This is a genomic window from Kitasatospora sp. NPDC057518 (genome assembly GCF_042802075.1).
Lineage (GTDB): Bacteria > Actinomycetota > Actinomycetes > Streptomycetales > Streptomycetaceae > Kitasatospora.
Window position 1 is genome coordinate 1 of sequence record NZ_JBHVEU010000218.1, and the last position, 14,841, is coordinate 14,841.

Annotated in this window: 7 protein-coding genes and 1 pseudogene; 6 read left to right on the plus strand and 2 right to left on the minus strand. The window is 76.5% G+C overall.

Going from position 1 to position 14,841, the window contains the following annotated elements:
• Positions 1-162 precede the first annotated feature (162 nt).
• From ACFU7Z_RS22275 to cobA, 4 genes are all read left to right on the plus strand, one after another.
• A complete protein-coding gene (locus ACFU7Z_RS22275) occupies positions 163-798 on the plus strand; it encodes a GNAT family N-acetyltransferase (RefSeq protein ID WP_049652062.1) in 636 nt (211 codons plus the stop codon).
• 137 nt (positions 799-935) lie between these two features.
• Positions 936-2,192 carry a precorrin-6y C5,15-methyltransferase (decarboxylating) subunit CbiE gene (gene cbiE, locus ACFU7Z_RS22280; RefSeq protein WP_380779120.1) on the plus strand — a complete coding sequence of 419 codons (1,257 nt, stop codon included), beginning with the start codon at positions 936-938 and terminating at the stop codon, positions 2,190-2,192.
• 494 nt (positions 2,193-2,686) lie between these two features.
• Positions 2,687-6,640, plus strand: a complete 3,954-nt coding sequence (gene cobT / locus ACFU7Z_RS22285) for a nicotinate-nucleotide--dimethylbenzimidazole phosphoribosyltransferase (protein ID WP_380779122.1) — start codon at positions 2,687-2,689, stop codon at positions 6,638-6,640.
• A 107-nt stretch (positions 6,641-6,747) separates the two neighbouring features.
• Positions 6,748-7,995, plus strand: coding sequence for a uroporphyrinogen-III C-methyltransferase (gene cobA / locus ACFU7Z_RS22290; protein ID WP_380779124.1), 1,248 nt, complete (start codon positions 6,748-6,750; stop codon positions 7,993-7,995).
• 37 nt (positions 7,996-8,032) lie between these two features.
• Here cobA and ACFU7Z_RS22295 read toward each other — a convergent pair whose 3' ends face one another.
• Positions 8,033-10,774, minus strand: a complete 2,742-nt coding sequence (locus ACFU7Z_RS22295) for a SpoIIE family protein phosphatase/ATP-binding protein (RefSeq protein ID WP_079272096.1) — start codon at positions 10,772-10,774, stop codon at positions 8,033-8,035.
• 88 nt (positions 10,775-10,862) lie between these two features.
• Between ACFU7Z_RS22295 and ACFU7Z_RS22300 the strand changes: the two genes are divergently transcribed.
• Positions 10,863-11,669: an RNA methyltransferase gene (locus ACFU7Z_RS22300; protein WP_049658657.1), complete on the plus strand. Its 807-nt coding sequence runs from the start codon at positions 10,863-10,865 to the stop codon at positions 11,667-11,669.
• Between the two features lie 981 nt (positions 11,670-12,650).
• Here the strand turns inward: ACFU7Z_RS22300 and ACFU7Z_RS22305 are convergent.
• Positions 12,651-13,973 (minus strand): annotated as a pseudogene (locus ACFU7Z_RS22305) (protein kinase); the annotation flags it as partial.
• A gap of 406 nt (positions 13,974-14,379) precedes the next feature.
• Here ACFU7Z_RS22305 and ACFU7Z_RS22310 point away from each other — a divergent pair.
• Complete coding sequence (locus ACFU7Z_RS22310) at positions 14,380-14,580, plus strand: hypothetical protein (protein ID WP_049656200.1); 201 nt, start codon at positions 14,380-14,382, stop codon at positions 14,578-14,580.
• Positions 14,581-14,841: the final 261 nt, after the last annotated feature.

Consider the following 14,841-nt stretch of genomic DNA (forward strand, 5'->3'; position numbering starts at 1 on the left):
AGCCACCGCACCGCGACGGGGGCCCGGTCGGGCAGTATGCAGCAGGGACACTCCGACCGACCGCGTTCTGACGTACCGTCGTGCGGGCAGCGCACCGCGTGGCACCCGGGGCACGCCGGAGGCGTACGGTGTTGTGTTCACGACCCGGCGAGGAGAGACGGCATGGCAGCGAGCTTCCCCGAGACCGCCATCAGCACCGAACGGCTGCTGCTGCGACCCCTTGCGGAGGACGACGCCCCCGGCCTGGCCACGATGATGGCCGACGACCTCGTGCTCGCCTGGACGGACCTGCCGCACCCCTTCACCGAGGAGTACGCGGCCGAACTCGCCCGCACCCTCGCCCCCGCCCACCGGGCCGCCGGCCGCGGCATCGTCTTCGCCGTCACCGAGCACCTCACCCAGCGCCTGGTCGGCCTGGTCGAGCTGCGCAACACCGACTGGCGGCTGCGCAGCACGGAGATCTCCTACGTCACCGCCGTCTGGGCGCGCGGCGAGGGCTACGCCCCGGAGGCCGTCCTCGGCGTCGCCCAGTGGCTGTTCGAGGACCGCGGCTTCCTGCGCCTGGAACTGCGCACCGCCGCCGGGAACACCGCCGCCCAGCAGGTCGCCCAGAAGATCGGCGGCATCAGCGAGGGCGTGCTGCGCAGCGCCTGGATAGTCCGCGGGGAGTCCGGCGAGGTGCTTCAGGACAGCCGCAGCGACCTCATCCTGTGGAGCCTGCTCCCGGAGGACCTGGAGTCCCCCGAGCTGCACCGCGAGGGCTGGCACGGCGACCACCGCTACGTGCTGCGCGACTGAGACACGCCGCCTGTTCACCCGGCGCGGACATGTGTGCGAGATGTCGGGCTCCGGCCGACCGCACCCGGTAGCCTCTGGACCGGTGCCGCACGACGGCGGATCGAGTGGCGCACCGAGTCGAGGGAGAACGGCCGCAGATGGCTGACCGGATCACGGTCATCGGGTGGGACGGCACACCGCTGACCGAGGCCGCCGGCGCGGCCCTGGCCGCGGCGACCCTGGTCGCCGGCGCCCCCTACCAACTGAACGCCCTCCCGGTGCCGGAGGCCGCCGAACGGATCGCCCTCGGCAACGTCCGGCAGGCCGCCCGCAGGATCGCCGAGCACCGCGGCGCCGCCGTCGTGGTCGCCGAGGGCGACCCGGGGTTCTTCGGGGTGGTGCGCACCCTGCGCCGCCCCGAGTACGGCCTCGAACTGGAGGTGCTGCCCGCCGTCTCCTCGGTGGCCGCCGCCTTCGCCCGGGCCGGCATGCCCTGGGAGGACGCCCAGGTGGTCAGCGCGCACGGCGGACGGCTGCGCCGCGCGGCCAACATCTGCCGGGCCCACCCCAAGGTCGCGGTGCTCACCGCGCCGGGCGCCGGGCCCGCCGAACTCGCCCTGATGCTGCGCGGGGTGCACCGGACCTTCGTGGTCTGCGAGGCCCTCGGCACCCCCGACGAGGACGTCACCGTCCTCACCTCCGACCGGATCGCCGACCACGTGTGGCGCGACCCCAACGTGGTGCTGGTGATCGGCGGCGGCGCCCGGACGGGGGCGGTGGACGAGGCGGCCGGCTGGCTCGCCGGGCGCCCGGTCGGCTACCCCGGCGTGGAACGCGGCTGGGCGCTCCCCGGTGACGCCTACGCGGGCGCCGGGCGCACGGAAGGCGAGCCGGGCGCACCGGAGGCGCTCCCCGCCCACGTGCGCGCCCTGGTGCTGGCCCGGCTCGGCGCCCGCCCCGGGGACCTGGTCTGGTCGGTCGGCGCCGGCAGCGGCGCCCTCGCGGTGGAGGCGGCCCGGTTCGGCGCCGCCGTCGTCGCGGTCGAGGGCTCCCGCTCGGCCTGCGCCCGGCTGACCGTCAACGCCCGCCGCTACGGCGTCGAGGTGGAGGCGGTGTACGGGAGCGGCCCCGAGGTGCTGGGCGGCCTGCCGGAACCGGACGCGGCGGTGGTGGAGTCCGGCGGTCTCGACGTGGTGCGCGCGGTGCTGGCCCGCCGGCCCGAACGGTTCGTCGCGCTGCCCCGGACCCTCACCGAGGCCGAGGAGGTCCACCGGGCGATCGCCGGGGCCGGCTACCGGGCGGACGGCGCGCTGCTCCAGGCGAGCCCGTTGCGGCCGGTCGGGGAGGGCGAGGGGCTGGCGCTGGGAGCGGGCGGAACCGGCGCGCTGGTCCTCTGGGGTGAGCAGATCGTGTGAAGGCCGTGGGCCCGTCCGGGGCCCGCGCCGGGATCGTCCGGTGGCGCCGACGGTGATCCAGGTCGCATCCGGACACCGATTCGAGAGGTGACCGCGCGGTGCCGGTAGTGTGACGTCCTGGGCGACTGCAAGGGTAGGCGACCCACCCGATTCAGTCGGTTTGTCACCTTTTTGACGCGGTGCAATCCGGTTCCGCTCGAAGTGTGGGCAATTCGACGGGCCTCGTGCCGGACCTGGAGAATGCCGTAGGGTCCGGTGCGGTCGTGCCGGTTGCTCCGGGTTGTCGTTGTTTCAGACGATGCGCCGCCCCCTACGGGCGGTGCGCCGGACCGGGGTGCCGCAGCGCGCCGGATGGACTTGGGCCGCAGCGCCACGGCGCGGCGGCCGCGTGTGGTTAGGGGCGGGCCGGTGCTGGTTCGGCCCGTGCGGATGGGCGCTGCGATCGGTGATCGTGTCGCCGAGGGCGCGGCAGCGGCCTGGAAGGAGCTTTGACAATGACCGATGGCGGCCACGTTCCGGGCGAGGGAATGCCGGAGCACCTGCACGGCGGGCCGGACCCGCTCGGCGGACCGGAGGGCGTCGCGGGCGTTGCACCCCTCCAGGGCGTCGCGACGGACGGCGGGGCGATCCCCAACCCGGCGGCCCCGATCGGCGGTGTCCCCGGCGCGGTGCCCCCGGGCGCGGGCGGCATCCCGCCGCAGGGCCAGTACGGCTACGGCGTTCCCGGCCTGCCGCAGCCAGGCCAGCCCGGCGAGGGCTGGGGCGTCGACCAGGGCGCCCCGCGCCCGGCCTTCCACTTCCTCGACCAGCCCGACACGCCGGACGGCCTGGACGACGAGGACGACGTGCTGCTGATGCCCGGTCCGCAGGGCTCCTGGGGCGAGCCGCTCGCGGCCGTCCCGGCCGAGCAGGTGCCGCTCGCGCCGCAGCACGACGGCACGCCGGTCGAGCCGTCCTGGCCGCCGGTGGACCCGCCGGTGCTCGGCGCCGAGCACGGCGTCCAGCAGCACCCCGTCCAGCAGGCGCAGCAGCCGATGACGCAGGCTCAGCAGCCGCGCCGGCCGCTGCACGCCGGTCCGCCGATCCCGGACCCGTCGCTGATGACCGGCCAGGTGCCGGTCCGCTCGCTGGCCGACCGCGGCCCCTCGCAGGGCGGCACGCCGGCGCACGGCATCCCGGTGGTCGGCCGCCCGCCGATGGCCGAGGCCGCGGCTCCGGCCGTCGCGCCGCAGGCCGTCCCGGCCGCTCCGGCGGCCCCGGTCGTGGAGGGGCAGCAGCTGCCGCAGGCGCAGGACTTCCCGCAGGCCCAGCAGGTCCAGCAGGTCCAGCAGGCTCCGCAGGCCCACGGGGCCCAGCAGGTGCCGCTGGGCGTGCCGCCGGTCGAGACCGTGCTGGCCGTCGAGACGGTCGGGGCGATCGAGGTGATCGAGGTCGTCGAGACGCCGGAGGCCGTCCCGGCGCAGCCCGTGCAGGACGTGACGGCTCCCCAGGCCCCGCAGGCCCCTCAGGCCGCCGAGGTCGTGGAGACCGCCGTCGCGGCCGCGCCGCAGGCCCCCGCGGCCGAGCCGGCTCCGGCCGAGGCCGCCCAGCCGGTGGCCGAGGCGGCCGACGCACCCGTCGCCGAGCCCGTGGCCGCCGAGACCGCCGTCGCTCCCGCCGCTCCTGAGGCCGTCGCCGCCGAGGGCGCTGCCGCCGACGGCGCCGCCGTGCCCGCCGAGCAGCCCGAGGCCGCGGCCCCGGCCGGTCAGCCGCGCCGGATCTCCGCCTTCCTCGCCGCGCCCACCCCGCACGGCCTGCCCAAGGTCGGGGCGGCCGGGCAGGCTCCGGTGGTCGAGGAGACGGCCCCGCAGCAGCCCGCGCCCATAGCGGCCGCCGACGCGCCGCAGGCCGTCGAGGTCGTCGAGGCCGTTGAGGCTGCTCACGTCGCCGAGGCCGTGGCGGGCGCCGAGTCCGCCCCGGTTGCCGAAGCCGCCGAGGTCGCCGAGGCCGCGCAGCAGGCCGAGGTTCCGGCCGAGGCCGTGTCGGAGGCCGTCGCCGAGCCGGTGGCGGAGACCGCCGCGGGCACCGGTGAGATGCCCTCCGGCCAGGCCGTCACCGAGCCCGCGGCCGAGGGCGAGCAGCCGCAGCAGCAGGCCGAGGTCCCGGCCGAGGCCGTCGCCGAGCCGGTCGCGGAGCAGCCCGTGGAGGCGCCGGCGGAGGCCGACGCCGCCGCAGCTGTCGAGCCGGCCGCCGAGGTTCCGGTCGAGGCCGCCCCCGAGGCGGAGGCGGCGCAGCCCGCCGAAGCCGTCGAGGAGCCCGCCGCCGAGGCCGCCGAGGTTGCCGCGCCCGCCGAGGCCGTCGCCGAGCAGCCCCTCGCCGCCGCTCCGGAGTCCGAGGCCCCCGCGGAGCCGGCCGCCGAGCAGGCGCAGGCCCCGGCCGAGCCCGAGGCCGCCGCTGAGCAGCCCGTCGCCGTCGAGGAGCCCGCCGCCGAGGCGGAGCCCGTCCAGGAGCAGGCCGCCGAGGCCCCCGCCGAAGCCGCCGAGCAGCCCCAGGCCGAGCAGCCCGCCGCCGGGACCGTCGAGTCCGGCGAGGTCGCCGAAGCCGGCGAGGCCACGGAGCCCGCCGAAGCCGCCGAGGCCACCGAGGAGCAGCCCGCCGCCGAGGAGCCGCAGGAGCAGCCGGAGCCGCAGCCCGAGGAGCCCGCCGAGCCGCGCGGCCCGGCCGCCCCCGGCTACGACGAGGCCGGCCGCGAGGCCGTCCACCAGGTGATCCGCGAGCGCCGCGACGTGCGCAACGGCTTCCGCCCGGACCCGATCCCGCACGAGGTGCTGATCCGCGTCCTGGAGGCCGCCCACACCGCGCCCAGCGTCGGCTACTCGCAGCCCTGGGACTTCGTGGTGATCCGCTCGGCGAAGACCCGCAGGCGGATGCACGCCCTGGCCGAGCGCCAGCGCGAGGCGTTCGCGGACTCGCTGCCCAAGGGCCGGGCCAAGCAGTTCAAGGAAATCAAGATCGAGGCCATCCTCGACACCCCGGTCAACATCGTGGTGACCGCCGACCGCACCCGCGGCGGCCGGCACACCCTGGGCCGGCACACCCAGCCGCAGATGGCCCCGTACTCGGCCGCCCTGGCCGTCGAGAACCTCTGGCTGGCCGCCCGCGCCGAGGGCCTGGGCGTCGGCTGGGTGAGCTTCTTCGACGACGAGGAGCTGGTCCGCGAGCTCGGCCTGCCCGAGCACCTGGAGGTCGTCGCCTACCTGTGCGTCGGCTTCGTCGACGAGTTCCCGGACGAGCCCGAGCTGGAGCAGCAGGGCTGGGCCAAGAAGCGCCCGCTGTCCTGGGTCGTCCACGAGGAGCAGTACGGCAACCGCGCGCTGCCCGGCGAGGAGCCGCAGAGCCTGCTCGCCGACACCCTGCGCGGCATCCGCCCGCTGGACGCCAAGGCGCTCGGCGAGGCCTGGGACCGGCAGAAGCGGATGACCAAGCCGGCCGGCTCGCTCGGCATGCTGGAGATCATCTCCGCCCAGCTGTGCGGCCTGTCCCGCAAGTGCCCGCCGCCGCTCCCGGAGCCCGCCTGCGTGGCGATCTTCGCCGGCGACCACGGCGTGCACGCCCAGGGCGTCAGCCCCTGGCCGCAGGAGGTGACCGCCCAGATGGTCGGCAACTTCCTGGCCGGCGGAGCGGTGATCAACTCCTTCGCCAAGCAGATCGGCACCGAGGTCTGCGTCGTCGACGTCGGCGTCGCCGCCGAACTGCCGGACGCCGTCCAACAGGGCCGCGCCACCGGCCTGCTGCCGCGCAAGGTCCGCCCCGGCACCGCCGACATGACCCAGGGCCCGGCGATGACCCGCGAGGAGGCCCTCAAGGCCATCGAGGTCGGCATCGAGACCGCCCGCGACCTGGTCGCGGCGGGCAACAAGGCACTGGTCACCGGCGACATGGGGATCGCCAACACCACCGCCTCGGCCGCCCTGATCTCGGTGTTCACCGGCCTCGACCCGGCCGAGGTCACCGGCCGCGGCACCGGCATCGACGACGAGACCCACGCCCGCAAGGTCGAGGTCATCCGCGCCGCGCTGGCCCTGCACCAGCCCGACCCGAGCGACCCGATCGGCGTCCTCGCCGCCGTCGGCGGCCTGGAGCACGCCGCCCTGGCCGGCTTCCTGCTGGGCGCCGCCTCGCTGCGCACCCCGGTGATCCTGGACGGCGTCATCGCCGGTTCCGCCGCGCTGGCCGCCAAGGCCATCGCCCCCGAGGTGCTGGCCGCCTGCATCGCCGGCCACCGCTCCGCCGAGCCCGGCCACCAGGCCGCGCTGGCGAAGCTCGGCCTGCGCCCGCTGATCGACCTGGACCTGCGGCTGGGCGAGGGCACCGGTGCCCTGCTGGCCCTGCCGCTGGTGCAGAGCGCGGCCCGGGCGATGCACGATGTAGCCACCTTCGACTCCGCCGGGGTCACCGAGAAGGCCTGACGCACCCCGTCACCGCTCCGCGGTCCGGCCCGAGGGCGCGCCGGACCGCGGAGCGGTGACGTGCCGTACCGTCCCCACACCCTCATCCCCGATCAGGAGCACCGCCGATGACCGCGCCCACCCCGCACCCGAGCACCGAGGGCCGTACCCCCTACCCGGTGGGCCTGCTGCTGGCCGGCCGCCGCGTCGTCGTGGTCGGTGGCGGCCAGGTCGCCCAGCGGCGGCTGCCCGCCCTGATCGCCTCCGGCGCCGACCTGCACCTGGTGGCGCCCGCCACCACCCCGGCCGTCCAGGCCATGGCCGACGCCGGCGAGCTCACCTGGCACGCCCGCCCGTACCGGGACGGCGACCTCGCCGACACCTGGTACGCCCTGGTGGCCACCGACGACCCGGCCGTCAACGCGGCGGTCAGCGCCGAGGCCGAGCGCGAGCGGGTGTTCTGCTCCCGCAGCGACGACGCCGCCGCGGCCACCGCCTGGACCCCGGCCAGCGGCCGCGACGCGGGCGCCACCGTGGCCGTCCTCACCGGCGACCCGCGCCACTCCGCCGCCCTGCGCGACGCCATCGTGGACGGCCTGCGGGACGGCTCGCTGGCCGCCCGTCAGTACCGCTCGCACGGGGCCGGCGTGGCCCTGGTCGGCGGCGGCCCCGGCGACCCGGACCTGATCACCGTGCGCGGCCGCCGGCTGCTCGCCGACGCCGACGTGGTCGTCACCGACCGCCTCGCCCCGCGCGAGCTGCTCGCCGAACTGCCCGAGCACGTCGAGGTGATCGACGCCTCCAAGATCCCGTACGGCCGGTTCATGGCCCAGGAGGCGATCAACCGCACCCTGGTCGAGCACGCCAAGGCCGGCAAGTTCGTGGTCCGGCTCAAGGGCGGCGACCCGTACGTCTTCGGCCGCGGCGGCGAGGAGCTGCTGGCCTGCGCGGAGGCCGGGCTGCCGGTCACCGTGGTGCCCGGGATCTCCAGCTCGATCAGCGTCCCCGCCGCGGCCGGCGTGCCCGTCACCCACCGCGGCATGACCCACGAGTTCACCGTCATCTCCGGCCACGTCGGCCCGGACGACGAGCGCTCGCTCACCAACTGGGAGGCCGCCGCGCGGATGAGCGGCACCCTGGTGCTGCTGATGGCCGTGGACAAGATCGGCGCGATCGCCGCCCGGCTGGTCGAGTACGGCCGGCCGGCGGACACCCCGGTCGCGATCGTCCAGGAGGGCACCACCGCCGCCCAGCGCCGGGTGGACGCCACCCTCGGAACCGTCGCCGCGGTGGTCGAGGCCGAGGGGGTCAAGCCCCCGGCGGTCATCGTCATCGGCGACGTCGTCAACGTGCTGGCGGCCGCCTTCCAGCGGTAGGCCCGCGGGGGAGTGGGAAGTCGGCCCGGCCGACTTCCTACTCCAGCGGCTGCTCCGTCCAGATGACCTTCCCGGTCGCCGTGTAACGCGTCCCCCAGCGGTCCGCGAACTGCGCGACCAGGAACAGCCCGCGCCCGCCCTCGTCCTCGGTCGCCGCGTACCGCAGGTGCGGCGAGGTGCTGCTGCCGTCCGACACCTCGCAGATCAGCGAACGGTCCCGCAGCAGCCGCACCCGGATCGGCCCGGAGCCGTACCGGATCGCGTTGGTCACCAGCTCGCTCAGGATCAGCTCGGTGACGAACGCCGCCTCCGCCAGCCCCCAGGCCGTCAGCCGCTCCGCCACCGCGGCCCGGACCTCGCGCACCGCCGCCGGGTCGGAGGGCACCTCCCACTGCGCCACCTGCTCCGGTGCCAGCACCCTGGTCCGCGCCACCAGCAGCGCGATGTCGTCCTGCGGGTGCTCCGGCAGCATCGCCCCGAGCACGTCCGCGCAGGTCTGCTCGGGCGTGCGCGGCGGCCCGGCCAGCGCCGCCCGCAGCAGCTCCAGCCCCTCGTCGATGTCCCGCTGCCGGTCCTCCACCAGCCCGTCCGTGTACAGCACCAGCCGGCTGCCCTCGGCCAGCTCCAGCTCGGCGTTCTCGAACGGCAGCACCCCCAGCCCCAGCGGCGGCCCGGTCGGCAGCTCCGGGAACACCACCCGGCCCTGCGGGTCCACCACCGCCGGCGGAGGGTGCCCGGCGGTGGCCAGGGTGCAGCGCCGCGACACCGGGTCGTAGATCGCGTACAGGCAGGTCGCCCCGGCCACCCCGGCGCGCTCCCCGCCCGCCGCCTCGTCCTGGTCGATCCGGCTCACCAGCTCGTCCAGGTGCCCCAGCAGCTCGTCCGGCGGCAGGTCCAGGGTCGAGAAGTTGTGGATCGCCGTCCGCAGCCGGCCCATCGTCGCCGCCGCGTGCAGCCCCTGCCCCACCACGTCCCCGACCACCAGCGCCACCCGCGCGCCCGGCAGCGGGATCACGTCGAACCAGTCCCCGCCCACCCCGGCCTGGGCCGGCAGGTAGCGGTGCGCCACGTCCAGCGCCGTCTGCTCCGGCAGCTTGCGCGGCAGCAGGCTGTGCTGGAGCGTCACCGCCATCGCGTGCTCCCGGGTGTAGCGGCGGGCGTTGTCGATGCACACCGCCGCGTGCGCCACCAGCTCCTCGGCCAGCGCCAGGTCCTCCGCCTCGAACGGCTCCGCCCGCTGCGCCCGCCAGAACCGGGCCACCCCCAGCAGCACCCCGCGCGCCCGAAGCGGCACCCGCACCAGCGAGTGCACCCCGTACGCCAGGACCCGCGCCGACCGCTCCGGGTCCTGCTCCCGCCACCGGCCGGCCTCCGCCAGCCGCGGCTCGATGGCCGGCTCCCCGCTGTGCAGCGCCCCGGCCAGCGGGGTCTCGGGCACCACGTCCAGCACCGTGCCGACCGGGTAGAACGGCGCGTCGTCCCGTACGCCCGTCACCGCCGTACGGCGCATCCGCCCCAGTGAAGGGCCCGGCGGCGGCTCCTCACCGGTCAGCACCTGGTCCGCCAGGTCCACCGTGACGAAGTCCGCGAACCGCGGCACCGTGACCTGCGCCAGCTCCTCCGCCGTCCGCGTCACGTCCAGCGTGCTGCCCACCGTCACCCCGGCGTCGTACAGCAGCCGCAGCCGCCGCTGCGCGCCCTCCGCCCGGCCGGACAGCGCCGCCAGCTCCGTGGAGTCGCGCAGCGTGGCGACCCGGCCGGGCGGGCCGCCCGGCTGGTCGATCAGCCGGACGTTCACCGCCAGCAGCCGCTCCCCGGACAGCACCACCTCGTCGGTCACCGGGCGCTCGGCGGTCAGCAGGTCCAGCGGCCGCTGCTCCAGGCCCAGCCCGGCCACCGGGCGGCCCTCGGCGTCCGGCGGAAGGTCCAGCAGCCGGCGCGCCTCGTCATTGCAGAGCAGCAGCCGGCCGTCCCCGCCGAGGATCATCACGCCCTCGCGCACCGCGTGCAGCACCGCCGCGTGGTGCTCGTACATCCTGGTCATCTCGACCGGGCCCAGCCCGTGCGTCTGGCGCCGCAGCCGACGGCTGACCAGCGCCGTCCCGAGCGTGGCCAGCCCCACCGCGGCCGCCGCCGCGCCCAGCACCACCGGCAGCTGGCGCTCGCTGGCGCTGCTGACGCTCTTCAGCGTCACGCCCGCCGAGACCAGCCCGACCACCGAACCGTCCGGCGCGTACACCGGGACCACCGCCTGCACCAGCGAGCCGAGCGTGCCCGAGACGCGCTGGGTCACCACCTGCCCGTGCAGCGCGGGCTCGTAGGTGCCGACGAACTTCCGGCCGATCAGCGCCGGGTTCGGGTGGGTGTAGCGGATGCCCTGGTTGTTCAGCACGACGATGAAGTCCACGCCCGCGGCGACCCGCGCGGACTGCGCCCTCGGCTGCAGGACGGCCGTCGGGTCGGGGGAGCGCAGCGCGTCGACGATGCCCGGCGAACTGGCGAAGGTCTGCGCCACCGCCACCGAACGGTTGCGCGCCTCGTGCTCGGCGTCGTTGCGCGACTGCACCACCAGCGCCACCGCGGCCGCCACCACCAGCAGCAGCACGACCAGGATCTGGAGCGCGAACACCTGCCCCGCCACCGACCGGTGCCACACGGGCCACCGCGGCTTCGCGTGCGGCAGCTGCGGCCGACCGTGTGGGCGCCCACCGGGGGAGCCGGCGGAGCCAGTGGCGCCAGAGGCCGACGGAGCCCAGGATCGGCCCGGATTTCGGGCCATACGGTCATATTTGCACTACAGCCAGCCGGGGACCACCCGCCCCCTCCGCCGTTTGGCCTTCCCCGCCCGGGCTTGGCAAGATCGCAGGGTGTCCGAACCCCGCACCATCACCGACCCGGCCGACCCCCGCCTCGCCGACTACACCGGCCTCACCGACGTCGAGCTGCGCCGCCGCCGCGAACCCGCCGAGGGCCTCTTCATCGCCGAGGGGGAGAAGGTCATCCGCCGCGCCCTCGCCGCCGGCTACCGGATGCGGTCGATGCTGCTCACCTCCAAGTGGCTGGAGGTGATGGGCGACGTCATCGCCGAGGCCGACGCCCCCGTCCACGTGGTCGAGCCCGCCCTCGCCGAAGCCGTCACCGGCTACCACGTGCACCGCGGCGCCCTCGCCTCGATGGAGCGCAAGCCCCTTCCGGACGCCGCCGAGGTGCTCGCCGGCGCCCGCCGGGTCGCCGTCCTGGAAGGCCTGGTCGACCACACCAACCTCGGCGCCATCTTCCGCAGCGCCGCCGCCCTCGGCATGGACGCCGTCCTGCTCTCGCCCGACTGCGCCGACCCGCTCTACCGGCGCGCCGTCAAGGTCTCCATGGGCGCGGTCTTCGCCGTCCCGTACGCCCGCCTCGACCCCTGGCCCGCCGCCCTCGACACCGTCCGCGAGGCCGGCTTCACCCTGCTCGCCCTCACCCCCGCCGACACCGCCGTCGACCTCCACACCCTCGCCCCGCACAGCCTCCCCAAGGCCGCCCTCATGCTCGGCGCCGAGGGCGACGGCCTCACCCCCCGCGCCATCGCCGCCGCCCACCACCCCGTCCGCATCCCGATGGCCCACGGCATCGACTCCCTCAACGTCGGCGCCGCCGCCGCCGTCGCCTTCTACGCCGTCACGACCCCCTGACCCCCTCACCGGCGCGCGAGAAGTCGCCCCACCCGACTACCCGGGCGCTGCCCGGCCCCTGACACCGCAACCACGGCCCCACCCCCAAAAGCCCGCCCACCCGACTTCCCACGCCGCGCCCCGCCCACTCGACGCCTCGCCAGGTGCCGCCGCACCACCAGAAGTCGGCCCGCCCGACTTCTCGCGCATGCCCGTTCTTGCCGGGGCCACCTGCCGGGCACCCGGCCACAGCGAGGCCCGGGGATCACCCGACACCGGAAGTCGGTCCGCTCGACTTTTCGCGCAATGCCCCCGCCCGCGCACGCCTTCGCAGCGGCCGCCGCACAACCGGGAGCCGGCCCGGAGGCTTCAGCCGGTGGGGGAGGTGGGCGGGGCCGGGGCGGCGGCGGGGGGCGGGGTGGTGGCGGCGCCGGTCCAGGATTCGTCGAGGGTGCCGTCGGGGCGGACGGCGTAGCGGGTGGAGGTGACGGTGCCGGTGGCGGCCGCGCGTTCCTCGCGGACGACCGTGCTGCCGTCCAGTCGCCAGCTGGCCGTCGCCTGCGGGTCCGCCACCGAGGTGCGGGAGGTGGTGGCGGCCGGGGCGTCCCCGGTGAAGGTGTAGAGCTGGACGAGGTCGACCGGGGCCGAGCCCTCCACCCGTCGCAGGACGACCACCGCGGCCGGCAGGCCCTTGTACCGGGCCGGCAGCACCGCGCTCAGCGCGACCTGGGGCCCGGCGCCGACCGAGTGCCCGTTCTGCAGGGCGATGGCCGGCCCGCCGGCCCCGTCGGGGTAGCTGCGGTTGGGCCAGTCCACGGCCGGCACCGGCGCCTGGGGGGCCGTCAGCCCGCCGTCCGTACCGCCGCGTGCCGCTGCCGGGAGGGGGGTGGTCGAGGCCTGCGGCGCGACGTCCGCCGATGTCCCGGGCACGGCCTGCTCGCCGCCGGAGCCGGTGTTGGTCACCACCGCGGCCGGTGGCCGCACGCTCCGGTTGTCCCGGTTCTCGCACCCCTGGGCCGCCGCGATGGCCAGCGCCACCCCGATGGTCACGGTGACGAAGACGACCAGCCGCTGCCGGAGCAGCCGTTGCCGCGCGGCGCCGGGCCGCCCGCCGGGGGCGGGGGTGTGCTGGCGGTCCCGGGGACGCACCCGGTCGCGGGCGTCGCGGGGGTCACGGGCGTCGCGGGGCCCGGGCCGGGCCGGGGGCGGGGTCTGCGGTCGGTCCGGGCGTGCCCGCAGCGGCCGGGTGACCGGTGTCGGCTCGGGCCGGGGGAGTGGGGCGCCCGGCCCCTGGGGGCGCCGTCCGGCGGCCCCGGCGGCCTGCGCGCCGGGGCGGCCCGCCGCCGCTCGGGCCCGGGCCGCGGCGGGTGGTTCGGGCGAGCGCCCGGGGGCGGGCACGCCCGGCCGGCCGTTCTCCTGCGGGGCCTGGGCCGGGGCGGGGACCGGCGCGGGGCCGCCCCGTCCGGCTCGCGCCGCGCGGGTGGTGCCGGAGGCTCCGGCCGCGGTCCCGCGCGCGGCCAGTTCGCTGAGCCGCTCGTGCAGCGCTGCGGCCCCGGGCCGTTCGGCGGGTTCCTTGGCCAGGCAGGCCCGGATCAGCGGCGCCAGTTGCGGCGGTACGGCGGCGAGGTCGGGCTCCTCGTGGACGACCCGGTACAGCATCACTTCGGAGGAGGCCCCGGATCCGAACGGGGTGTCCCCGGTGAGCGCGTAGGCGAGGGTGGCCCCGAAGGCGAAGACGTCGGTGGCGGGGGTGACGGCGGCCCCGCGCACCTGCTCGGGCGCGAGGAAGCCGGGGGAGCCGACGGCGGTGCCGACGTGGGTGAGGGTGCTGGCGCCGCGCGACCACGCGATGCCGAAGTCGATGATGCGCGGGCCCCGGGGCGAGAGCAGGATGTTGGAGGGCTTGAGGTCCCGGTGGACCACTCCGGCCTCGTGCACCTTGACCAGTCCGTCGGCCAGCGCGGCCCCGATCCGGGCCGCTTCGGGCCAGTTCAGCGGTCCTTCGTCGCCGACCCGCTTGTACAGCGAGGGCCCGGGGACGTACGCGGTGGCGAGCCAGGGCCGTTCGGTCTCGATGTCCGAGCCGACCACGCGCGCGGTGCAGCCGCCCCGGATCCGGGAGGCGGCGGCGATCTCGCGGGCGAAGCGGGTGCGGAACTCCTGGTCCTCGGCGAGTTCGGCGCGGATCAGCTTGAGGGCGACGCGCTGTCCGCGGCGGTCGGAGCCGAGGTAGACCACGCCCATGCCGCCGGCGCCCAGTCGCCGGTGCAGGCGGTACGGCCCGACGATGCGGGGGTCCTCACGCCTCAGCCGCATCATCGCCATGTTTCGTTCCCCGTCAGCCGGTGGGTGAGGCCCCGTCGGTTGGGCCATCGTCAGTTTCTGTCTGGCACAGCTTACGGACTGCCCGCTGCGGTGTGCTGATACGCAACACCCGTAGCCACCGTGCGATTGTCGGATCTTGCGCTGACCTGCAGGTCACAGGGCCGTCGGAGGGCCTCTCGGGGTTGCCCCTCAGGGTTCCCCCGGGGGTCGGATGAGCCCGCTGTCCCCCTGCGGTAGTAGGCCTCAAGTCCGATCGTCATCCTCCGGGACGTCCGAGGAACAGTACGACGGCATGACGCCCGGAGGGGCCCCCGACCAATAGCGTTGTGCTCAGCGGTGGACGGGGAGCTCGTCCCCCGAGGTAAGCCGTCCACCGCGCCAACTCGACCGGATCAGGAGCCAGGACATGCCACCGCAGCTCACGGGAACCCCCCGCCGCCGTCGGCAGGCCTCCCTCCGGACGGGGTCCGCCGAGCAGCCCACGCGGCACCCCGCCGTGGCGTTGGCCATGGCCCTGCCGTGCGCCGTGCTGCTGGTGCTGCTCTTCGGGGGGTGGGAGCAGATGGCGAACCAGGCCCAGGCCGTCGCCGATCTGATCGCCCGCTGAGCAGGGGAAAGAAGGACACCGGCCCCGAGGCCGGTCGAAGACGGGCACCGAACCCCTGGGGACGGGGAGCGGTGCCGCCGGGGAGGCCGCGGCCGCGATGACACGCGGACGGGCGTGGGCGGTGCGCAGAGCGCCCCGGCAGGCGGAGACGCCGCGTACGGACGTCGGTGAGGGCGTCCGGACGCGGCTCTTCTCTTTTACCCGCGCGTCCCCCCCCGCGGCCCCGCGCCCGGCACCCCCCCCCCCGGACGACAAAAGGCC